Origin of the sequence: Bacillus canaveralius (assembly GCF_002860125.1) — a bacterium.
GTDB lineage: Bacteria > Bacillota > Bacilli > Bacillales > Cytobacillaceae > Bacillus_BJ > Bacillus_BJ canaveralius.
The window spans coordinates 165757-188068 of record NZ_PGVA01000001.1 but is presented as its reverse complement, the minus strand read 5'-3'; the positions used below and the strand labels follow the sequence as shown (position 1 = coordinate 188068).

19 protein-coding genes are annotated in these 22312 nt (G+C 44.8%); 3 read left to right on the top strand and 16 right to left on the bottom strand.

Translation table 11 applies throughout. The annotated features are described in order from the left end of the window. Positions 1-118 precede the first annotated feature (118 nt). The 6 genes from CU635_RS00800 to CU635_RS00775 form a co-directional block, all read right to left on the bottom strand. Positions 119-865, bottom strand: a complete 747-nt coding sequence (locus CU635_RS00800; protein ID WP_101575270.1) for a LytR/AlgR family response regulator transcription factor — start codon at positions 863-865, stop codon at positions 119-121. Then, positions 840-2618, bottom strand: a complete 1779-nt coding sequence (locus CU635_RS00795) for a sensor histidine kinase (RefSeq protein ID WP_101575269.1) — start codon at positions 2616-2618, stop codon at positions 840-842. The genes CU635_RS00800 and CU635_RS00795 overlap by 26 nt, the downstream gene beginning before the upstream one ends. A 108-nt stretch (positions 2619-2726) precedes the next feature. Beyond that, positions 2727-3077, bottom strand: coding sequence for a hydrolase (locus tag CU635_RS00790; RefSeq protein ID WP_101575268.1), 351 nt, complete (start codon positions 3075-3077; stop codon positions 2727-2729). Between the two features lie 138 nt (positions 3078-3215). Continuing rightward, complete coding sequence (modA, locus tag CU635_RS00785; protein ID WP_101575267.1) at positions 3216-4007, bottom strand: molybdate ABC transporter substrate-binding protein; 792 nt, start codon at positions 4005-4007, stop codon at positions 3216-3218. A gap of 289 nt (positions 4008-4296) precedes the next feature. Continuing rightward, positions 4297-6126, bottom strand: a complete 1830-nt coding sequence (locus tag CU635_RS00780; RefSeq protein ID WP_101575266.1) for an ABC transporter ATP-binding protein — start codon at positions 6124-6126, stop codon at positions 4297-4299. Further along, complete coding sequence (locus tag CU635_RS00775; protein ID WP_101575265.1) at positions 6107-7849, bottom strand: ABC transporter ATP-binding protein; 1743 nt, start codon at positions 7847-7849, stop codon at positions 6107-6109. The genes CU635_RS00780 and CU635_RS00775 overlap by 20 nt, the downstream gene beginning before the upstream one ends. Positions 7850-8051: 202 nt before the next feature. Here CU635_RS00775 and CU635_RS00770 point away from each other — a divergent pair, with 202 nt between their 5' ends. Continuing rightward, the gene (locus CU635_RS00770) at positions 8052-8423 is read left to right on the top strand and encodes a DUF948 domain-containing protein (RefSeq protein WP_101575264.1); all 372 of its coding nucleotides are present in this window, start codon (positions 8052-8054) and stop codon (positions 8421-8423) included. A gap of 299 nt (positions 8424-8722) precedes the next feature. Here CU635_RS00770 and CU635_RS00760 read toward each other — a convergent pair whose 3' ends face one another. Genes CU635_RS00760 through CU635_RS00750 form a run of 3 tightly spaced genes read right to left on the bottom strand, consistent with a single transcriptional unit; the run spans position 8723 to position 12639 of the window. Next, the gene (locus tag CU635_RS00760; protein ID WP_101575262.1) at positions 8723-10291 is read right to left on the bottom strand and encodes a fatty acid--CoA ligase; all 1569 of its coding nucleotides are present in this window, start codon (positions 10289-10291) and stop codon (positions 8723-8725) included. Between the two features lie 16 nt (positions 10292-10307). After that, on the bottom strand, positions 10308-11459 hold the full coding sequence (locus CU635_RS00755) for a thiolase family protein (RefSeq protein WP_101575261.1): 1152 nt from the start codon (positions 11457-11459) through the stop codon (positions 10308-10310). A 34-nt stretch (positions 11460-11493) separates the two neighbouring features. Next, complete coding sequence (locus tag CU635_RS00750) at positions 11494-12639, bottom strand: acyl-CoA dehydrogenase family protein (RefSeq protein WP_101575260.1); 1146 nt, start codon at positions 12637-12639, stop codon at positions 11494-11496. A 406-nt stretch (positions 12640-13045) separates the two neighbouring features. On the opposite strand from CU635_RS00750, the gene CU635_RS00745 reads away from it, so the two are divergent. Beyond that, entirely contained in the window at positions 13046-13300 is a 255-nt protein-coding gene (locus CU635_RS00745; RefSeq protein ID WP_101575259.1) for a hypothetical protein, read from the top strand. A 179-nt stretch (positions 13301-13479) separates the two neighbouring features. Here CU635_RS00745 and CU635_RS00740 read toward each other — a convergent pair whose 3' ends face one another. From CU635_RS00740 to fdhF, 5 genes are all read right to left on the bottom strand, one after another. Next, positions 13480-13767 (bottom strand): YxcD family protein, encoded by a 288-nt coding sequence (locus CU635_RS00740; protein ID WP_101575258.1) that lies wholly within the window; start codon positions 13765-13767, stop codon positions 13480-13482. After that, complete coding sequence (locus CU635_RS00735) at positions 13755-14201, bottom strand: hypothetical protein (protein WP_101575257.1); 447 nt, start codon at positions 14199-14201, stop codon at positions 13755-13757. The genes CU635_RS00740 and CU635_RS00735 overlap by 13 nt, the downstream gene beginning before the upstream one ends. Positions 14202-14699: 498 nt before the next feature. Next, positions 14700-15962, bottom strand: a complete 1263-nt coding sequence (locus tag CU635_RS00730) for an L-lactate MFS transporter (protein WP_101575256.1) — start codon at positions 15960-15962, stop codon at positions 14700-14702. Positions 15963-16031: 69 nt separating this feature from the next. Beyond that, positions 16032-16574, bottom strand: a complete 543-nt coding sequence (locus tag CU635_RS00725) for a helical membrane plugin domain-containing protein (RefSeq protein WP_101575255.1) — start codon at positions 16572-16574, stop codon at positions 16032-16034. Beyond that, entirely contained in the window at positions 16567-19524 is a 2958-nt protein-coding gene (fdhF, locus tag CU635_RS00720) for a formate dehydrogenase subunit alpha (protein ID WP_101575254.1), read from the bottom strand. Before fdhF ends, CU635_RS00725 begins: the two co-directional genes overlap by 8 nt. 346 nt (positions 19525-19870) lie before the next feature. Between fdhF and CU635_RS23690 the strand changes: the two genes are divergently transcribed. After that, on the top strand, positions 19871-19981 hold the full coding sequence (locus tag CU635_RS23690; RefSeq protein ID WP_245917230.1) for a hypothetical protein: 111 nt from the start codon (positions 19871-19873) through the stop codon (positions 19979-19981). Between the two features lie 38 nt (positions 19982-20019). Here the strand turns inward: CU635_RS23690 and CU635_RS00715 are convergent, their stop codons facing one another. Together CU635_RS00715 and CU635_RS00710 are read right to left on the bottom strand one after the other, a co-directional pair. Next, complete coding sequence (locus CU635_RS00715) at positions 20020-20499, bottom strand: DinB family protein (protein WP_101575253.1); 480 nt, start codon at positions 20497-20499, stop codon at positions 20020-20022. Positions 20500-20594: 95 nt separating this feature from the next. Beyond that, positions 20595-21362, bottom strand: a complete 768-nt coding sequence (locus CU635_RS00710; RefSeq protein WP_101575252.1) for a 3-hydroxyacyl-CoA dehydrogenase — start codon at positions 21360-21362, stop codon at positions 20595-20597. Positions 21363-22312: the final 950 nt, after the last annotated feature.

Sequence of the window (22312 nt, the reverse complement as noted above, 5' to 3'; positions counted from 1 at the left end):
ATCCCCCTTTCGCGTTGAGTCTATTTTATATGATGAAAGCGCCAGTCATGATTTTTCAAAATAGAATGCACGAATTCACGAGTGAGGTGCAAAATTTGCGGACTGAAATGCAGCAGGACTAAAAACCCAGCAACTGTTTCAATTCTTTTGTATAGGTCCTGCTGACAGGGACTTTCTCTCCATCCGGCATCATTAAATTATACGTTGAATGAAACCATGGCTGTATTTCAAGAATCGCCTTCAGGTTGACAAGAAAGGCGCGATGGACACGCACAATTGGCGTACCCTGCAGCCTTCGCTCAAAGGTTACAAGTGGTTCTGCAGCATAATATTTTTGCTTATCCGTAGCGATCATGGTTCTTCCCTCTGCCGTACTTATATAAAGGATACTTTCAATATTGATTAAAACAATCCGTTCCTCGGCGGTAATCGCCAATTTGCCGGTCCGTTCCAAAAATGGCGGCTTTTGCTCGGGTTCTGCCGACTTGATTGCTTTTTTCCTGGCGAGGAGCTTTGAGATTTTTTCAACGGTTTGGCCGACACGGCTTTCATCAAAAGGCTTTAAAATATAGTCTGCTGCCTCCAGTTCAAATGCTTTTAAGGCAAATTCATCGTAAGCTGTTGCGAAAACAATTTCGGGTCTTTGCTCAAGTTCAACCAGCTGTTTTGCCAGGTCGATACCGCTGTCTTCTCCCAATTCAATATCGAGAAACAGAACGTCAATTTCGAAATCGGAAAGCTGCTTGAGGGCTGTTTCAATACTATCTGCAGCACCGACTATTTCTACTTTTTTCGTCCGTAACAGGAGATAAGCCAGCTCATCCCTGGCTAACGGCTCATCATCCACTATAAAGGCCTTTAACATACTCCTCACTCCATTTGCTTTGCTCCAAAGGCATGGTGATAAAAACCTTCGTACCTTTTCCTTGTTCACTCTCAATCAGGAAGTTTCCTTCCGCCCCATAGATTTCCTGGATCCGGTTTTTGATATTCCACAATGCTGTTCCCGTTCCTTCTTCAGACCTGACCGTATCATTTCCTAAATGCTTAAGCAGCGAGGCGGGGATGCCTTTTCCGTTATCTTCGGTAACGACGACCATTTTCCCACCCTTTGCATAAGCCCGCACAGTGATTTCCGCTTTTTGCGTTTTTGAAACAGAATGGCGAATTGCATTCTCAACCAACGGCTGCAATGTGAAGGGAGGGATCAGCACTGTTTTCAGCAGCGGTTCTATATCCATATAAACAGAATACTTGTCCGGGAACCGGGCTTGTTCCAAAGCAAGATACGCTTCAACATGCTCGAGTTCCTTTTCCAGCGGGATCAACATCTGCCGGGCTCCCTGCAGATTGCTGCGAAAGAACACACCAAGCTTTAGTAAAAGCTCTCTTGCCTTGTCTTTATCCGAGCGAATTAAACTTGAGATTGTATTGATCGAGTTAAATAAAAAATGCGGATGAACCTGGGCATGAAGCGCTTTAATTTCAGCGTCCTTTAAGAGCCGCCTTTGCATCTCCGCTTCCGCCAGCTCCAGTTGGGTGGAAAAAAGTTTGCTCAAGCCTTCTGCCAGTTCCTGTTCAACCTTGTCCATCCTGGCCGGATTCAGGAAATAAAGCTTTAATGTCCCGACTGTCCTGCTATTGGCGATTAACGGCAACACAAGAGCTGCCTGCAACGGGCAGTCCTCTTTCATGCAGCGAATTTCGCTGCGTGCGTTGGCCTTGATAATACGCCCTTGCTCCAATACTTTCCTCGTCAATTCAGTCGCCAGCATTTCCATCGGATTGTGATGGTCGGACCCGGCTCCAACGTGGGCCAAAACTTGATGTTCGTTCGTAATCGCGATGGCATCCGCTTTCGTTTCGCCCAGGATAATTTCCGCTGCTTTTCGGCTCGAATGCATGTTTAATCCCTGCCGGAAAAATGGAAGCGTTTGCTGAGCAATATAAAGTGCCTTATTCGTTTGCAACGCTCTTGTTCTTTCTTCCTCCGAAAGAATTGTTTGAATGATTAAAATGAACAGTAACGTCCCGAATCCATTAACTGCTATCATCGGGAAAGCGATAATTTCAACTAAGTGGACAGCTGCGTCAAACGGCTTGGCGACGGCGAGGATAATTCCCATTTGGATACATTCCATGAGGATCCCAATTGAAACGGCTCCCCATGGGGCGCGATTTTTTTGGATTCTGTACCGCTTACTAAGCAGACCGGTTACATAGCCGGCAAAAATTGTTGAAACCGAACATGCTACTGCCGTAAACCCCCCAAGCGTCAAGCGGTGAAGTCCCGCAATTAAACCAACTCCCAATCCGACAACCGGCCCGCCAAGCAAACCGCCAATAACAACGCCCATGATCCTTGTATTTGCAATTGCACTGTCGATGTCAACATCTGCTTGCCATACATGGGAAGAAACGGCCCCGCTTTCGATTTCGACACCGGTATAATTGCTAATGATTCCAAATGTTCCAAAAATGGCAATTAAAATAACTTTACCTGAGATGCTTGGTTCATTATGGATAATTTGCCTGAACGACTTCATCCTTGATAGTAAAAATGCGACAATAACCAGAATTCCGACCCGTTCAACCATTAAGGGCAATAGCTCAATCAACTTTATCCCCCCTGCCAGTCTGTATAATGTTATTATACACGATAGTCTATTCTGCAATAAAAAAGGACAGCCAATTCGCAAACGAATTAACTACCCAACGCTCCATTATTATGGTGCTTTACCTAACTCATCATCTTCTCCATTTAATATTCCCATGCCTTCGATATGGCGCTTTGCTTTTTCATCGCCAAGCTCATAAATCATCGCATACGCTTGTTCAATCGTTGCATCATATTCTTCATTTTGTGAAGCTTTGTGATATTCGAGGTAAGGAACATGAGCCCGGGCGTACGTCTTTAAATCAGCATTATAGTTTTCGCTAAAAAGTTCTTGCAGCCGCGCTGCTTCTTCGTCTGTTGCAAAAATTTTAAAATTCCACTCTGCTTCAGGCTCAGTGGCATTTTGCAAAAGCTCGCCATTTTCAATATTGACATAATAAGTCTTTTTATTTAAATCCATCATTTCATCTCCTCGGGTCGTTTATATGTATGCTTTACCACCTCTCCGCATGTTTTAATCGTTTCATTGCTTGCTTTTTCTGTGTAGCGCGAATGCACACTTGAAAAACACCGCGCAAAAATAGTTTTGCAATCTGTCCTATTTGTCTGCCAATGAATTAAAACCATATTTTTCAAGGATATCAACAGCTTTTTTCGCTTGTAAAAATTCATAAAATTTAATCGCTCCGTCGCGGTTATCAGATCCTCGGATGACGCCTAATTGATATACGATCGGGGAGTGGGTTTCCGCGCCAGCAACAGCGGCGATTTCTACTTTATCCGATACAAGCGCGTCCGTTTTATAAACGATGCCCGCGTCGACGTTGCCTGTTTCAACATACGTGAGAACCTGGCGAACATCTTTGGCGAAAATCAGTTTTGTCTGGACTGGTTCCCACAACTCGGCATACTCCAAGAGTTCCCGAGCGTATTTCCCCGCCGGAACACTTTCAGGTGTTCCAATTGAAATCCGTTCAACCGCATCATCGGCAAGATCTGCAAATCCTGTCAGATTTTCTTTTCGGTTTTTCGACTGGACAAGGACTAATTCATTCCCGACGAGGTCGGTGCTATACCGTTCTTCAATGAAGCCTTGTTCAACGAGTAAAGCAAATTTGTCTTCAGCGGCCGATAAAAATAAATCAACTGGCGCACCCTGGGAAATTTGCTGCTGGAGCATTCCAGTTCCGCCAAAATTAAAATACAGTTCGACACCGGAGTGCTCTTTTTCATAAGCTGTCTTAATTTCTGTCAAAGCATCCTTCATGCTCGCAGCCGCAGAAATCGTAAGCTCCGTTCTTTTCTCCTGGTTGTCCGGTTGTTCCGATTGGGAACAGCCTGCGATCACAATCGCGATGAAAATCATATAAAGCTTTATTAATTTTCTCATTGTTCCCCATGCCTTCTTATCTTTGTGACAAACGTAGAATGTAACCAGCCAAATCTTGCACTCTTATATTACCTTATTTATCAAAGAGGTGAAATCCATATTCCAGCCAGTTTATCGTCAACTTTTCGAATTTATCATCAACCTCGGCCACTTTATCGTCAATTTTTCGCATATATCATCAACCTCAGCCGTTTTATCGTTAACTTGTCAAATATATCATCAACCTCAACCGCTTTATCGCCAACTTTTCGAATTTATCATCAACTTCGGCCGCTATATCGGCAACTTGTTACATTGCACCATCCCGGAGCTGGCCAAAATACAGGTTGTGATAAAAGCCTTGTCGTTTAAGGAGTTCGTGGTGGCTGCCTTTTTCAGTGATTCTGCCCCCTTCCAGTACAATGATTTGATCGGCTTTTTGAATTGTGTTGAGGCGATGGGCAATGACGAAGCTTGTTCTTCCCTCCATCAGCCTCTGCAGCGCTTCCTGAATTTTCACTTCCGTCACCGTATCAATACTGCTTGTCGCTTCATCCAATAAGAGAAGTGCCGGGTTGGCTAAAATCGCCCTCGCAATCGACAGCAGCTGTTTCTGGCCCTGGCTGATCCCTTCTCCATCCTGAGTGAGTACTGTATCATACCGTTTAGGAAGCATCATAATAAAAGAATGAGCATTTGCTTTTCTTGCTGCTTCTTCAACTTCGCTGTCGCTGGCATCGAGTCTCCCATAGCGAATATTTTCCTTAATAGTGCCCTCGAATAAAAACGAATCTTGAAGAACGAAAGCCATATGCCGCCGCAGGCTTTCCCGTTTTATTGAAGTAATATCGTGGCCATCTATCAGTATTTTGCCGCTGTCCGGGTCATAAAAGCGGGAGATCAGGTTTATCAAGGTCGTTTTTCCGGCACCTGTGGGTCCAACAAAGGCAACTGTTTGCCCCTGAGCAGCATAAAAATCAATATCTGTTACTGTGGTATCTTCCTTTTCATAAGAAAATGATACGTTCCGGAACTCCACTTCCCCTTTAACAGCTGGCAGGTCGGCTGCAAAACGTTCGTCCTGCATCTCTTCTTTCTCGTCTAAAATAGCAAAGACACGCTCTGCCCCGGCTACTGCCGACAGCATTGTGTTAAACTGGTTGGCCAAATCATTAAGCGGACGGGTAAACTGCCGGGCATATTCGGCAAAAATAACTATTACCCCGATTGTGACAATACCCCTTAGTGCGAGGAGCCCGCCAATACCTGCAATAATAGCAAAGCTGAAATTATTTAAGAAGTTCATCAGCTTTGGAATAAATCCTGAATACGTCTGCGCCCAAAAGCCCGCTTCTTTTAGCTTCGCATTCTTGGTACGGAACTCGGAAATCGCCTTCTTTTCCTGCGAAAAAGTTTTCACAATTCGCTGCCCGGAAATCGTTTCTTCAATAAATCCGTTCAGATTGCCGAGATTATGCTGCTGCTCTTTAAACAACTTTCCGGTTCGGTTTGTTATCCATTTCATGCCCATAAACATTAGCGGTACGATGATTAATGTAACAAGTGTCAGCAGTGGGCTGAGCCAGAGCATTACAGTTACCGTGCCTGTCAACGTCAGTACACTCGAAAAAATTTGAATGACCGAGCTGTTTAAGGTCGTACTGACATTTTCAATATCATTGGTGACACGGCTCATCAGTTCTCCGTGCTGGCGCTTATCGAAAAAGGGGATCGGCAGCTTATGAAGATGGCTAAACAACTGGGTGCGCATCGTAAATACTGTATTTTGGGCAATTCCGATCATCCAGAAGTTTTGAAACAAAATCGAAGCAGAATAAAGAAGATAGACAACCGCTAATTCAATTAATCGCAATATTAAATTACTGCTGTCACCTGAGACTACGTATTCGTCAATCGTCATCCCGATCAAGAAAGGTCCCAGCAGTCCCAAAGCCGAGCTGGCTACAACCATGAAAAGCACAAATATAAATAACCTTTTACAAGAGGCAAAATACTGCCAAATCCTCTTAACTGTAGCAAACCCATTTTTCGCTATTACTTTCTTTTTTTCGGATATTTCATCCCGAGCCAGAACAGAAACACGTTTGTATTGGAAAGGTTTAGTTAACTCCTTGAACATGCTGCAACGTCTCCTCTCCATACTGGGATTGAAAAATGCTCCGGTAAAGAGAAGAATGCTTTAATAATGAAGCATGGCTTCCTTTTTCAAGCAGTTTGCCCTCCTCTAAAAGGATGATGTGGTCGGCTTCCATCGCCGTACTAATTTTTTGCGTAATAATAAGGGTTGTACAAGGATACTTCTTTATCGCCTCAAGCAGCTTTGCTTCTGTTACAAGATCCAATGCACTAGTACTATCATCAAGCAGCAAAATCCGCGGCTTCCTCACCAGGGCCCGGGCAATCGCGATCCGCTGTTTTTGTCCCCCTGACAGGTTTACCCCCTTTTGGCCAACAATTGTGTCATATTTTTTCGGCAATTTATTGATTGTTTCATGAATTTGCGCACTTTTCGCTGCTTCAATGATTTCCTTGATCGTCGCATCTTCTTTTCCCCAGGCAATATTGTCCTTCACCGTACCAGTAAATAGCAGCGCTTCCTGCGGAACAAAGCCAATCTTCCTGCGCAAATGATCAAGCTTCATCATTGTAATATCGTGATCATCAATATAAATCGCCCCGCTCGTGACATCATAAAGCCGGGGGATTAACTGGAACAAAGACGATTTGCCTGCTCCTGTCGCACCAAGAATGGCGACCGTCTCGCCCTTTTTGACTCTAAACGAAACATCGTCCAATATAGGAATGCAGCTCTCCGGATACTGAAACGACACATGGTCAAACTTTAGCTTCCCTTCCTCGACTATTATGGAAGGGTCAAGGTGTTCAGAATCATATAGATCGATTTCGGTTTCGAGCACTTCGGACATTCGCTCCGCGGAAGCCTGCGCCCTCGAAAATGCCATCATAATCCAGGAAAACATCGAAAAAGCTCCAGTGATCCTCGTTGCATAATTTACAATGGCTACCACCTCACCGACTTGCATCTTACCTGTACTGACATCAACCGTACCAAACCAAAGAACCGCGATGATACTTAAATTCATCACAAAAAGAAGGACCGGGATTGCCATTTCCATCATCCTCAAAGCAGAAACCGTCCATTCCATCAAGTCCTGATTCGCCTTCTTAAATCGGTTCCCTTCATGCCCCCTTCTTAAAAAAGCTTTAATAAGCCGCATCCCGACCAAATTTTCACGCATCACATTATTAACACCATCGAGCTTTGACTGCACAGATTTAAACAAGGATCTGCCTTTTTTCATTAGCCATAAAAGAAACACAAATAAAATTGGCAGTGCTATTGCTAAAATAAGGGCAAGTTTCACATTTACTGCAAAGGCCATCATGACGCCCCCAATGACAAGCAATGGGGCTCGAAGCGCGATCCGTAAGCTCATGAAAACCGTGTTTTGGATTTGCGTGACATCATTTGTCATTCTCGTAACAAGCGAAGCGGCAGGAAACCTGTTAAAGTTGGCAAACGAAAACGATTGTACCTTGTTGAATAAGCTTTCTCTCACATCGTATCCAAAGCTTTGGCTGACATGGGAAGCATAGAATGAGTTCGTCACACCCGCTGCAAAAGCAATGATCGAAAACGCGACCATCACAGCTCCCCAAAACATCACAACCGGGAGATTTTCGCGCAAAATGCCCTCATCGATGATTTTTGCGATTAGCAGCGGCTGTACAAGTTCAACCGCAAGCTCTGTCAGCATTAAAAGCAAAGCGATAGCTACCGGAATCCGGTATGGTTTTAAAAAAGCCCACATCTTAAACATGTGTTACCCTCCAAACGATTGTCCACTGTGCCATGCAAATCTTTCGGAAACCTAAAGATAAAATCTATATTGTTCATAATAGCTTTTTTCGCGGAATTTTTAAACAATTTAACAACAAGGTGATTTTAATTGTTAGTTTCGTTCATTTCAGGGTAAAAATAAAAAAACGGTTGATGCTAATAAAGAAAGGAGAGGTTTCTAAATGCTCATTGTCTACTTAAGCATCGCTTTAGTTGTCGGCTCGCTCATCTATTTAGGGTACTCTGCCTTCACAACGTTAAAAGAAGCAAAACCGGCGATCAACAATCTTTCGCAATCAGCGACGCGCGTTCAGCAACAAACGGAAAGCATAAGAACAGAAAAAGATGAACTCACAGCAAACCAGCAGCAACTTATCGCCGATATTCAGCAGAAAAAGGCAGCTGTCAATTCTGCCATTAAAGCCGTTAAAGAAACAACACAGTCCTTTAAAAAATTGGTTAAAATAAAGCCGATTGCCCATCTTCAGCGGAAAGACCGCGAACAGCTTTTAAATTGGGAGATTCGGAAAAGATCGTTTAAGTCACAATATTAAAAGCGAGGGGCTCCCCTCGCTTGCTCCAACATTTTCGCGGATATACCAGCATTTTCGCGGATATATGCAAATTTTCGCGGATATACCAACCATTTTCGCGGATATATCAGCATTTTTCGCGGATATACCAACATTTTCGGATATACCAGCATTTTCGCGGATATATGCAAATTTTCGCGGATATATCAGCATTTTTCGCGGATATACCAACCATTTTCGCGGATATATCAAAATTTTCGCGGATATACCAACCATTTTCGCGGATATATCAGATATTACTATCTTATACCGGACGGAGTTTATGACTTTCCGTTGCTGAAAAGCTCTTCAAGCTGCTTTCTCAACGTAAATTTCTGGATTTTCCCGCTCGCATTCCGTGGCAGTGCTTCACAGAATACATACTTGCGGGGTCGCTTGTAATTGGCGAGCTTTTTACTTCTCTTGCACCATTCATCAAGCTCAGTCTCCGTGATTAGCGCATCTTTTTTGACGACGAAAGCTGTAACGGTTTCGCCCCAGCGGTCATCCGGCTGCCCGACAACGGCCACATCAAGAATCCCTGCGTGCTCGTATAAAAGGTCCTCTACCTCGCGCGGATAAATATTTTCGCCGCCACTGATGATCATATCGTCAACCCTGTCTTTTACCCACAGATAGCCATCTTCATCAAGATAACCGATATCTCCTGAATGGTACCATCCTTTATAGATCGCTTTTTCGGATGCTTCATCACGGCGAAAATATCCGCTCATCATACACGGTCCCTGGACAATGATTTCACCTGTTTCGCCTGCTGGAACAACGTCATCAGGATTAGAAGGCCCGGTTTCATTAGGCCTGACTATCCGGATATCATGATTCAGGCAGGCCTGGCCGGCAGAACCAGCTTTCGTGAGCTGATCCTCTGCCGACAGAAAGGTAATCGCCGGGCCCATCTCGGTCATTCCGTACGCCTGGACGAGCTTGATCCTGAGTTGGTCATGGCAGGCATGGACGAGTGCGGGAGCCATTGGAGCCGCTCCATATAAACCGAGTGTTAAGCTCGTGATATCATATTGGCTTAAATCTTCCTGGAGAAGCATATTCCACATCGTTGGAGCCGCAAAAAACTTTGTCACTTTTTCCTGGTCTATTAATTGCAGCACTTTGTTTGGCTCGAAATGATGAAGAATGATGTTTCTGGCACCCACATGAACACGGGGCAGGAATGCGCAATGAAGCTCAGCACAATGGAACATTGGCGCCGTTACCAGCCCATTATCCTGTTTCTCCAATTTTGTCGAGCCGATTACAATCAGGCTTTGTTCAACCATATCGCGGTGGCGGTGCAGTACACCCTTAGGCCTGCCGGTCGTTCCACTTGTGTACATAATCGCATATAAATCATCTTCATGAACTTTGCTATCAACGTCTGTGTCTGCAGCGGAACTCACTTTTTCATGATAGCTTGCAGCATAATCGGGCGTTTCTTCATCAATAAACCAGAAGGAAACCGTTGAAAAACGTTCTTCAATCGCGGCCACAACGTCGGCTAACGCTTGTTCAAACAAAACGACCGTCGGCTCGGCGTCTCTCATAATATAATCCACCTCTTCTGCTGTTAGCCGAAAGTTAATCGGATTGAAGATGGCACCAATTTTAGCGCAGGCAAAAAAAGCAGTTGCCAGTTCTTCTGTATTAAACAGAAAAGTTGAAACGCGATCGCCTTTTTTCACACCTTCATTTAAAAGAGCGTTTGCAAGCTGGTTCACTTTCTTGCTCCATTGCTGGTACGTATAGCGGAGATTTTTTCGAACATCATAGATGGCTTCTTTATGAGGATATTTTTTTACCGTCAAATCAAAGATTTTCCCAACCGTTGTTGACATATTCATCCCTCCAAAATTAGTTAAGCCGTTCAATAATCGTCGCGTTTGCCATTCCGTGTCCTTCACACATTGTTTGTAAGCCGTAGCGTCCGCCTGTCCGTTCGAGCTCGTGCATCATCGTTACCATAAGACGCGCTCCGCTGCCGCCAAGCGGATGGCCCAGGGCGATCGCCCCGCCATTGGGATTAAGCTTTTGTGGATCGGCGCCTGTCTCTTTCAGCCATGCCATCGGAACTGGCGCAAATGCTTCATTCACCTCAAACACATCAATATCATCAATAGATAGCCCCGCTTTTTGCAGTACTTTTTCGGTTGCCGGGATCGGACCTGTCAGCATAAGAGTTGGATCTGATCCAACAACAACGCGGGTATGAATCCGAAAACGCGGTTTCAAACCGAGCTCCTCTGCTTTTTCCCGGGACATAATCAGCAGTGCAGCAGCCCCATCACTGATTTGACTGGAATTACCAGCGTGAATGACACCATTTTCCGTAAATGCCGGCTTCAGTCCTGCCAGTGCAGACAAAGATGATTCTTTTCTTGGTCCTGAATCTTCCCTAAAGATGGAAGTGCTTCCATCAGGTAAAATCACTTCAATCGGGAACGTTTCTTTTTGAAAATGACCCTCCGCCTGTGCTTTTAACGCTTTTTGGTGGCTTTCCAGCGAGAATTGATCCAGTTCCTCCCTCGTAAAACCGTACTTTTCCGCGATTCTCTCAGCAGATAGGCCTTGATGAATGATTTCATGCTGCCTCTTTAGTTTTTCACTAAAAGGAGCTCCTTGATAGTTCGTGCCAATCGGAACCCGGGACATGCTCTCGACTCCTCCTGCAATGACCACATCCATATCACCAGCCAAAATCGCCTGGGCAGCAAAATGGACCGCCTGCTGGCTCGATCCGCACTGGCGGTCGATCGTTGTACCAGGAACTTCAATCGGGAAACCGGCAATTAATGAAGCAACCCTTGCAATATCACCGGCTTGTTCCCCGGATTGGGTCACACATCCTAAGATCACGTCTTCAATGAGAGCCGGAGCAATCCCCGCTCTATTGACGAGCTCTTTCAATGTTAACGCGGCCAAATCATCGGGCCGGATATCCTTTAATGCGCCATTTCTTCTCCCGACAGGTGTTCGTACACCCTCTACTATGACTGCTTCTCGCATGATATCTTTCCTTTCTGGGTTAATGTTATAACTTTCAGAGGCCAAGGTTCTTGGCAATGATCGTCTTCATGATCTCATTCGTTCCAGCATAAATGCTTGCGACCGGGATATCCCGGTAACGTCTTGCAATCTCGTATTCTTCCATATAGCCATAACCGCCGTGGAGCTGCATGCATTCGGCGGCAATTTTTTTGGCCGAGTCCGTCAATTTCCATTTCGCCATCGAAACTTTCGTGACGATATCCTGACCCCCTATGTGTTCCGCGATTAACTGATCAAGGAAGACTCGACCCATTTCGATTTCTGTTGCCATCTCGGCAATTTTAAATTGCGTGTTTTGTAATGCGCTAATCGGTTTCCCAAAAGCTTGGCGGCTTTTTACATAATCGATTGTCAGTTTCAGCATCACTTCTGCCGCCGTCTGCGCTGCAATCGCAACGATCAGCCGCTCCTGTTGAAGCTTTTCCATTAAGTAAAGAAAACCATTTCCTTCTTCACCAATCAGATTGTCTTTTGGAACACGGCAATCCTCGAAAATTAATTCGGCAGTATCCTGGCAGTGCAACCCAATTTTGTCCAGCTTTCTGCCCCTTGTAAATCCAGGAGAGTCCCTTTCAACAACGATTAAACTGACTCCTTTATGTTTCGGAACCGCCTTCGGGTCCGTTTTACAGGCAACCAGGATTAAATCACCATGGATCCCATTCGTAATAAATGTTTTTTGGCCGTTTAAGATATAGTCGTCCCCGTCACTTCTAGCCGTTGTTTGAATATTGGCGAGATCGGAACCTGTTCCGGGCTCCGTCATGGCAATTGCCGTTATCAACTCGCCACGCGCACAGCACGGAAGCCAGCGTTGCTTCTGTTCTTCGGTCCCATATGTATTGAGATAAGGGACTACAATATCACTGTGCAGCCCAATCCCGACAAGTCCGGACCCGACCCGCTCCAGCTCTTCATTAATGACGGCCGAAAAACCCCAATCAACACCGCTGCCTCCGTATTTTTCATCGAGATCAGGACACAAAAAGCCCTGCTCCCCCATCTTCCTCCAAAACTCGCGCGGAATCATCCTGTCCTCTTCCCACTTTTGATAATTCGGATAGGCTTCTTTTTCTAAAAATTTTCTTAATGACCTGCGAAAAATCTCATGGTCTCCGGTTAAATACGGATGGGGCATGGTTGACCTCCTTCATTTTGTTTGTAAGCGTTTTCTTTTTGGCGTTATTTTTATCATAGTCTGATATATAAATAGTCTTCTGTATCCGTTTGTATGAATGATCTACAGTACTAATTTGGGGATATATTTGCGGGAATTCCGGTTGCTATTTTAACTGACAGTTTATACTGGATCGATTATCGCTGTTGCGTTTACAAAACAATGCGTATATCCTTCTTCGTCACACTTTACCAAATCTCCTTTATATAAGACGTTGTTTTTTCACTCTTGTCGTGGTCTTGTGGTCCATCCCACGGGATGCTGAAATAATCAGCGATTAATAATTGATAAAGATTGAATATATATGAAATAGGGTATAAAACTCCGTATAAGAGTTACAAATTACACGTAGAAGGGGTGAAAGCAAATGATTACCATAGACAAGGAGGTCGTTCTCAAGGTGAGAAGTGAACCAACTATGTTAAAAAAGGACATCATTTGGCGTATCGATCAGACCGAATATGTTGTTCGAAATGTCCCCTATGTTAAACTTGATGCAGATGGTGAAGAGTTTTTAGATATGGACGTATCTGTTACCATGACTGCACTTCGTGATCTTATGGTTGAAAATGAAATTCCTCACGATGTTGATTATGAGGATTTTGCACACATTGAATTCTAAATGAGCGTTCTTTATATATATAGTGCACCCGCATAAACCTCTAATGATTATTCGTTAGAGGTTTTTTGATGAAAAAAAGAGCTAGTCCTCAAACCAGCTCTTTCCTAAAGGCTTATTAATCATCCTCAAGTTTTGTTCAAAGATAAAATTTTTATTTATTCATATGGACAAGTCTGTCTTTATGCGATCTGTGCAATAATTCCTTCTTCATCATCAAGCACCAGCTTGATGCCGGCATAAGGATCCCGGTTCAAAAATTCATCAAGCCATAATCGGAGAGCCTCAATTAAGTTTGCAGCAACGAGTACTTGTTTCCGGCCGTCAACAAATGCTTCCGCAGAAAACCCATAATCATCATCATACATAAGTTCTACTTCAACTTCTTCAGGCTTTACTTGTTTTTTGCGGGAGACATAAACGCAAATAGCATTTATAATCTCTTGCTCTGAAAGGATTAACTTCTCCACTGATTTGTTTCCTGTGATCTCTTTTTATTCGTAAAGAAGGCGAAAATTCTACGAATGACAGAAATAAGAACGACAATTGCCAGAACATTAATCATTAAACCAAGGATAGAACCTAGCATTCCCATGTTGGCAAATAGGCTGCCAAACAATAATCCGGCCAGTCCGCCTAACATAAGCCCTTTCATTAGTCCGCCTGACATAAATCCACCTTTAGTATTGGTAGTGGCCGCAGATTTTTTTGTTGTCGAAGTGTCCGACTTTTTATTTTGGAAAAATGAATTGTTGTTTGTCGTGTTCGAATTATTGTTAAAGCTTCTTTTGCCTGACTTATACGATTTCGCTTCCACAGTTGTGGAATGATCTTGGAACACAGAGTTTCCGACAGGCGCGAAGATAATTGCTATCGAAAGTAAAGCAGCTAATATTTTTTTCATATTATGAATTCCTCCATTATTATACTGAGTATGAATCTATTTACGATGCAAAGCAAAAAATGTTTCATTTTTTTGCTTAATTAATATTTGATTACCGTTTTTACGCTCTCAAGCACAGCGACAGAATGACCACTTTGTTAAAGCCCGCCCAAATAGTGAATGATCAATGTCCATCAACACTTGCAAAAGTGCACAACTAAGATTAATTATACTACATGTGCTTATAAGAACAAAAAGAAAAGCCTTTAGGCTTACGTGTAACCGAAATTCATCTCACCCTTGTCACTGGTCTGCGCCTTCACACGATTGAAGAGTTCGGGGCATGACAAAGTATTGTATATATTCTGCCGTTATGTGTGGGTCCGCTCGTGAATCGTGAATTCCGCTTTTAAATCTTGAGTTCTGCTCGTTAATCTCAAATTCCACTCATACATGGTCAAAAAGTTGTCATCAAAAAAAACCTGGATCACACAAACCCAGGCTCCATTATCCTATCATCTACTGGCTCACCAATTTCCCCTGGCTCTGCCCCTTTCTCTCCCTAACTTTTTTAATATTGACCCGAATCAACAATGAAATTGCGAGAGCTGCGATAAAGGCGGCCACAAAAATATAGAGAGTTAGTGTGTAGCTGTTGGTCGTTTCCCTGATCCAGGAGACGAGGATCGGCCCGACGAGTCCAGCTGCCGCCCAGGCGGTCAGGATATAGCCATGAATCGCGCCGAGCTGCTTTGTTCCAAATAAGTCGCCGATATAAGCAGGAATCGAAGCAAAGCCACCGCCATAACAGGTCAGGATGAGAAAAATCAGCAGTTGGAACAATAGGGCGTTTGTCGTCGTCGGAAGCAGCAGGAACGCCACTGTTTGAATCGCAAAAAAGGCTGTATAAACATTTGGACGGCCGATATAGTCTGAAATGGACGCCCAGCCGATTCGGCCGAATCCGTTAAACAAGCCCATAATTCCAACCATTGTCGCCGCGCCAGCCGCACTTAAACCGGCAATGTCCTGTGCCATCGGCGAGGCGACAGAGATTATCGCAATCCCGCATGTAACATTGATAAACAGCATCGCCCAAAGCGCCCAAAAACGAACTGTTTTTACGGCTTCGTTGGCTGTCAGTTGGGAAAGGTCTCCCTCTCTTTGTTCGTTCGTTTCCTCTTCCGCCATTCCCTCAGGCAGCCATCCTGGTGGCGGTGGAGCGAGGTACAGGGACGAGGAAATCATCACGACAAAATATACGGCACCAAGAACATAAAAGGTGTTGGCAATCCCGATATTCGTAATCAGGTCCGCAATAATCGGACTGGCGATTAACGAGGCAAACCCGAAACCCATAATGGCAAGTCCAGTTGCAAAGCCGCGACGGTCAGGAAAACATTTTACCAGTGAAGATACCGGGGTAATATAACCAATTCCAAGCCCAATTCCGCCGAGAACCCCGTAAAAAAAGTATAAGAGATAAAGAGATTCAATGCTTTCTGCAAATCCGGCACCAATTAAACCCACCCCAAAGCAAATTGACGAAATCATTCCTGATTTACGCGGGCCATGCCTTTCGACAAAATGACCCATAAAGGCCGCAGACAGGCCGAGGAACAAAATAGCAATACTGAATGTCAATGAAATCTCGCTCAATCCCCAGCCATGCTGATCACGAAGTGGGTTTGTGAAGACGCTCCAGGAGTACACCGAACCGATTGAAATGTGAATGCCGACCGCCGCTGCGGCGATAAGCCAGCGGTTTTTCGTTTTCGCCATTGTTCCTTCCATCTCCTTTTTAAAAAAATCAAAGGGCAGACGCCAAATAGCTATCCCTAAATCCGCATATCACTCAAGGGTTTCTCCATATTTTTGCTGCTGGGCTGGCGAAGCACCGTCAGTATTGCGCTCGAACTCCTCCGTATCCTGGCCCATACCCTTCAGAAAGTTAAGCAATAGTGTAACAGCCCGGTTGATTTCCGGGTCCTTCAATGCTCCAACAAGGTCAAAATAACTTGTTTTTTCTTCTGTGTTTGCATGTTTCGCTACTCTAGCGATCCCGGCATCAACTTTTAATAAAAAAGGCTCCAGCTGTTGGACGTTAATCATCCCGAGAGTTCCGACCATTAACAGCAGGTTTTTGATGGCATTGGTGTTTTCAGGCTTGTCGGCTGCTTTCACAAGAATATTCAGGACCCTGTCTCCCTGCCCTAAAAGGCCGTTTAAGACAGAAAGAATCCCCCTTTCATGCATGTGGTGTAGGACTTGAAGCGACTGAAGGATCGCCTCCTTGTTGTCGATCAGCGCATCTTCAACCTCACGAAGATCCTTTTTACGCTTCTCTTGTTCATTTACTTCAATGCGATGGATTTTTTTGATCGCTTTAGCCATGCTGCTTCCGCTCCTTTTTCACAAGATCGCCCGGGAAAATATAATCGCTGCGGGCCCATTTCTTTTGAACCTGGACACCGATTTGCGGCTGCGGATTTCCATACCTGTGATTGATTTTTGGCAGCGGATTAATACCCTCTTCTTTTAATATTTCAAGCTTGGCTTGTACTTCTTTGTACGCAGGAGTATCTGTATCCTTATCCCCGTAGCTGCTCGTTAATAGATTGATAGCTGCTTCGCCTGCATCATTCATAGGAAGGTAAACTTCTTTTCCCCTAACCCTGTCGGTAATATGGCATTGCACTTTTACATTTCCATATGGCGACGACAGGCGGACGAGCGTGCCATCCTTCAAGCCTCTTTCCGCTGCTAATTCAGGAGAAATCTCCAAAAACACGCGCGGTGTTTTTTCCGAAATTCCCGCTGATTTATATGTCATATTGCCTTCATGAAAATGTTCAAGCAATCGGCCATTATTGACATGCAAGTCATACTCTTCACCAAAATCAAGCGGCTTCGACCAATTGACCGAAAAAAGCTGTGCTTTCCCATCAGGGAACGGAAATCCATCAAGAAATAGGACCGGCGTATCCGTTCCGTCTTCAGCAACCGGCCATTGCAAGCTATTATAACCTTGAAGACGTTCGTAGCTGACACCGGCAAATAGCGGTGCAAGCTGGGCTGCTTCGGCCATGATTTCGCTTGGATGTTCATATTTCCAGCCAGCCCCTAGTGAATTGGCAATGTCCATAACGATTTGCCAGTCCGGTTTGGAATCTCCAAGTGGGTCAAAAACCTGGTACAGCCGCTGGATCCGCCGTTCAGTATTGGTAAAAGTCCCGTCCTTTTCAAGGCTGGGGCTTGCCGGAAGAACGACATCGGCAAACTCGGCAGTGCGCGATAAGAAAATATCCTGGACTACAAAGAAATCGAGCTTTTGATAAGCTTCATGAACATAATTGATGTTCGAATCAACAATGCCCATCTCTTCCCCCTTCACATATAATGCTTTAAGTGTGCCTGCATGGATGCCGGCGACCATTTCATGGTTGTTGAGGCCAGGGTGTGCTGGCAGCTTTACGCCCCATCCTCGCTCATATTTTTCACGAACCTCTTTATCGGTTACTTTTTCATATGATGGGAAACGGTCCGGCATACTGCCAAAATCGCTTGCGCCCTGAACATTGTTATGTCCGCGCAGCGGGTATGAACCGGTACCGGGACGGCCGTAGTTGCCAGTCACTAACAACAAGTTTGAAATAGCCGTACTTGTATCACTGCCGCCAAGATGCTGGGTAACACCCATAGCCCAAAGCGCGCATACACTATTCGCGTTATGGATCATCTCGGCTATCTCAATCAAGTTTTCTTTTGAGATTCCCGTAATGTCTTCTGCGTATTCCAGAGTATAAACTTCAAGGTTCTTCCTATACTCTTCCATACCATTGACTTTCAATCTTATAAAATCTTCATCAGCCCAGCCCTGGTCGATAATATACTTTGTAACAGCTGACAGCCAAACAATATCAGTACCGGCGCCTGGATGGACAAATAAGTCAGCACGATCAGCCATTTCATGCTTGCGTAAATCTGCAACGATCAGCTTTTGTCCCTTTAACTTATGGGAGCTTTTTACTCTTGTTGATAAAACGGGATGGGATTCCGACGTATTCGATCCGATAATTAGTACAAGCTCAGACATTTCAATATCCTTAATTGAGCCAGAGTCACCCCCGTAGCCGACTGTTCGGAACAACCCCATCGTTGCCGGCGTTTGGCAATATCTTGAACAGTTATCAATATTATTGGTCCCAATAACTCCCCTTGCAAGCTTCTGCATTAAGTAGGACTCTTCATTTGTACATTTGGATGAACTGATAAAGCCCAGCGCGTCAGGGCCGTCTTGTTCCTTCATTTCCGTGAATTTACGGGCGATTAAGCTCAAAGCTTCCTCCCACTCTGCTTCGCGAAAAGAATCACCCTCCCTGATCAGCGGCTTTGTAAGCCTTTCTTCACTGTTAACGTAATCCCACCCAAATTTCCCTTTAACGCAGGTGGAGATTCCGTTCGCTGGTGCTTCTGCCTGCGGTTCAACCTTGAGAATTTTCCTCCCCTTTGTCCAAACGTCAAAGCTGCAGCCCACCCCGCAATACGTGCAAACAGTTTTCGTTTTCTTAATCCGTTCTTCCCGCATCGCCGCTTCCATGTCGGAAACCGCGAGGATCGAGCCGTAACCAGTTTCAATATTCTTCGTGATTTCGATCATCGGGCGCAACGTATCCTTATCAAGGCCTGTCATATACCCGGCTTCACCAACCATACCTTTTTCCATCATCGCATTGCATGGACAAACCGTTGAACAATGCCCGCATGACACACAGGATGATTCATTAATTGGCACATCATTGTCCCAAATGACACGGGGACGCTTTCGCTCCCAATCAATTGTCAACGTTTCAGTAACCTGAACATCCTGACAGGCTTCAACACAGCGTCCGCACAAGATACATTGATCTGGATCATATCGGTAAAATGGATGGGATTGGTCGACCTGGTATGGCTTTTGATCAAAAGGTATGCTCTGGTGGTTGATTTTCATTTCTTTAACGGTGTTATGTACTTCACATCCCCCGTTGTTATAATCACAGACTGTACAATAAAGCTCATGGTTGACTAAAATCCTGTCCATACCGATCACCTGTGCTTCGCGCACCTCCGGGGAAACGGTATCAATCACATCGCCATCGCTCATTACAGTGGAACAGGACCTAACTAATTCACCATTTACTTCAACAATGCATGTATCGCACGTTTCAATCGGTCCGAGACTCGGATGATAACAAACACTGGGAATCTCAATAGAGCTGTCGGACAGGAATTGCAGAACGGTCTGCTCTGCCTTTGTTGTTACGTCTGCACCGTTGATTTTCACATTAATGGTGTCTGACACATTGCCTCATCCTTTCTCTCTACTAATCTTTCAAAAAAAGAGTTACTCAGATTTCCACTACCCTAACGTTTTTATGATCAAACCTAATAAAATCAGACATGGTGAAAATGCTGATAACTTTAAAAATAGTTCGGACAGTAATAAAAGACGGTTGGTTTTCAAATGAAATAGATACAAGAAGAGGAAACTCTGAAGATTCGAGGTGCTAGCTAGCGCTGGATTGGCGATTCAGCCATTTTGAAGAATGCTAGCACTTTTGTAGTGCCGTTTTCTGCCGAATTCTTCTATGTTTGTTCCGGTCGAAACGCGGGAATATAAGTAATAATAAACTAGGAGGTAGACCTTCATGAAAAGATTAATTAAAACCGCCATTAAATGGGCGCCTGTCATTTATCCAATTGTTAAGAAAATCATAAATAGCCGCAAAACAAAAGGATCTTCACCTTCCCCAAGATAGTTACAGCAAAAGCAGCCGGAGTCCGGCTGCTTTTGGTATCAATCGTTCACAGGTTTTTCCATCAGGCCTCTGCCAATCAGATTAGCTGAAACCGGTCGCAAATCCAGATCTCTTGCCCAAACAGACAGCTGGCCAACATGGTGGATTTCATGGGCGATAATATGGCGCAAAACCTCTCCGCGTGTAAACTCGTCGTCCAGCCATGGTGCAGAACATCGCAAGTTCTCCATGTCACTCGTCCACTTTTGTAAAAATGCGAAAATCTCAGGATGATAGCGTTCCGATAGCTCTCTTACTCTTTGAAGTGATTCAAAACCCTTAAAATCAATCTCGATATCCGATTTCGCCTCGAGCGCTCGAATCCAGCTATATTCTACATCAATAATGTGAAGGAGCGTCTCATGAAAACTGCCAGCTCCCCCTGTGCGCTGCTTTATGTATTCTTCTTGCGGCAACTGCTCGCACCAGTCAAACCACTCATCTCTCACTTGCCAGTTATAGCGAAACAATGTAAGCATAATCTGATCACTCCTTCTTTAATTTGCTTTCTAACCGCTTTTCAGAACAACGCAAATTCTCTTTTAAAAGCACTATCCCTTGGTTACGTCGCCCTTTATTTGGGCTGCATACGGATGCCGCCGTCGAGGCGAATCGTTTCTCCGTTCAGCATTGGATTTTCCAGAATGCTTTCGACCAGCATGGCGTATTCATGCGGCTCGCCAAGCCTGGAAGGAAACGGCACTATTTTACCAAGTGATAACCGTGCTTGCTCTGGAAGAGTATCGAACATAGGTGTATGAAATAAGCCAGGAGCAATCGCCATAACGCGAATTCCAAAGGCGGCCAGCTCTCTGGCAATCGGTAAGGTCATCGCGACAATTCCGCCTTTTGAGGCACTGTACGCCGCCTGGCCAATTTGCCCTTCGAAGGCGGCTACTGAAGCAGTATTGATGATTACTCCTCTTTCACCCGCTTTGTTTTGTTCATTATTGACCATTTTTTCGGCCGCAAGCCTGATAACGTTGAAGCTTCCCACCAGATTGATTGAGATTACCCGCGAAAATGTATCGAGCCGATGGACTCCTTGTCGGCCAAGTATTTTTTCGCCGGTTGCGATCCCTGCACAATTAATGACGGTGTTTATAGATCCAAATACAGAAATGCCTTGCTGCAAGGCAGAAGCAATGTTCTGTTCATTCGTGACATCGGTTTTGACAAAAAGGACCCGCTTTCCCAACTCCGACTCAAGGCGCTTCCCACGTTCTTCGGAAAGATCAAGAATTAAAGCCTTACCTCCTTTTTGAACGATGTTTCGAACAGTGGCTTCCCCCAGTCCTGATGCGCCGCCCGATACAACCGCAATCGTTTCCTTGATCTCCATCCCGTTCCACTCCTCATCAATACTTTCTTTTTAGCTAAGAATTTCCCCAGTGATATCATTACTCCTATATTTTCAATTATTCAGATAATTTTTGCAAAAGTTATCATAATTCTCAATTATTTTTTTTGCTTGATGTGTCACTCGGTCAGGGTTTAATGCGGGTTGATTCCGACTGGGCAAGAATTAAAAAGTGAAAGCCTGTCTGAACACACAGGTTTCGTTCGGACTGAGCATGGCCAAAAAAGCAATAGCCTGTCTGAACACGGGTCTCATTCGGATTGGGCATGGACAATAAAGCAATAGCCTGTCTGAACGCGGGTCTCGTTCGGACTTGGCGAGGACAAAAAAGCAATAGCCTGTCTGAACACGGGTCTCGTTCGGACTTGGCGAGGACAAAAAAGCAATAGCCTGTCTGAACACGGGTCTCATTCGGACTGAGCATGGCCAAAAAAGCAAAAGCCTGTCTGAACGCGGGTCTCATTCGGACTGAGCACGGCCAAAAAAGCGTAAGCCTGTCTGAACACGGGTCTCGTTCGGACTGAGCATGGACGAAAAAGCAATAGCCTGTCTGAACACGGGTCTCATTCGGACTGGGCATGGACAAAAAAGCAATAGCCTGTCTGAACACGGGTCTCGTTCGGACTTGGCGAGGACAAAAAAGCAATAGCCTGTCTGAACACGGGTCTCGTTCGGACTGGGCATGGACAATAAAGCAAAAGCCTGTCTGAACACGGGTCTCATTCGGACTGGGCATGGACAAAAAAGCAATAGCCTGTCTGAACACGGGTCTCGTTCGGACTGAGCATGGACAAATAAGTGTAAGCCTGTCTGAACACGGGTCTCATTCGGACTGAGCATGGCCAAAAAAGCAATAGCCTGTCTGAACGCGGGTCTCATTCGGACTGAGCACGGCCAAAAAAGCGTAAGCCTGTCTGAACACGGGTCTCGTT

Coding starts and splice junctions, on each gene's coding strand:
- CU635_RS00800 (WP_101575270.1), bottom strand. CDS start 865: ATGTTAAAGGCCTTTATAGTGGATGATGAGCCGTTAGCCAGGGATGAG.
- CU635_RS00725 (WP_101575255.1), bottom strand. CDS start 16,574: ATGGCTAAAGCGATCAAAAAAATCCATCGCATTGAAGTAAATGAACAA.
- CU635_RS00755 (WP_101575261.1), bottom strand. CDS start 11,459: ATGCGAGAAGCAGTCATAGTAGAGGGTGTACGAACACCTGTCGGGAGA.
- CU635_RS00775 (WP_101575265.1), bottom strand. CDS start 7,849: ATGTTTAAGATGTGGGCTTTTTTAAAACCATACCGGATTCCGGTAGCT.
- CU635_RS00790 (WP_101575268.1), bottom strand. CDS start 3,077: ATGGATTTAAATAAAAAGACTTATTATGTCAATATTGAAAATGGCGAG.
- CU635_RS00760 (WP_101575262.1), bottom strand. CDS start 10,291: ATGTCAACAACGGTTGGGAAAATCTTTGATTTGACGGTAAAAAAATAT.
- modA (WP_101575267.1), bottom strand. CDS start 4,007: ATGAGAAAATTAATAAAGCTTTATATGATTTTCATCGCGATTGTGATC.
- CU635_RS00735 (WP_101575257.1), bottom strand. CDS start 14,201: ATGAAAAAAATATTAGCTGCTTTACTTTCGATAGCAATTATCTTCGCG.
- CU635_RS00780 (WP_101575266.1), bottom strand. CDS start 6,126: ATGTTCAAGGAGTTAACTAAACCTTTCCAATACAAACGTGTTTCTGTT.
- CU635_RS00710 (WP_101575252.1), bottom strand. CDS start 21,362: ATGGAGATCAAGGAAACGATTGCGGTTGTATCGGGCGGCGCATCAGGA.
- CU635_RS00730 (WP_101575256.1), bottom strand. CDS start 15,962: ATGGCGAAAACGAAAAACCGCTGGCTTATCGCCGCAGCGGCGGTCGGC.
- CU635_RS00770 (WP_101575264.1), top strand. CDS start 8,052: ATGCTCATTGTCTACTTAAGCATCGCTTTAGTTGTCGGCTCGCTCATC.
- CU635_RS23690 (WP_245917230.1), top strand. CDS start 19,871: ATGAAAAGATTAATTAAAACCGCCATTAAATGGGCGCCTGTCATTTAT.
- CU635_RS00745 (WP_101575259.1), top strand. CDS start 13,046: ATGATTACCATAGACAAGGAGGTCGTTCTCAAGGTGAGAAGTGAACCA.
- CU635_RS00750 (WP_101575260.1), bottom strand. CDS start 12,639: ATGCCCCATCCGTATTTAACCGGAGACCATGAGATTTTTCGCAGGTCA.
- CU635_RS00715 (WP_101575253.1), bottom strand. CDS start 20,499: ATGCTTACATTGTTTCGCTATAACTGGCAAGTGAGAGATGAGTGGTTT.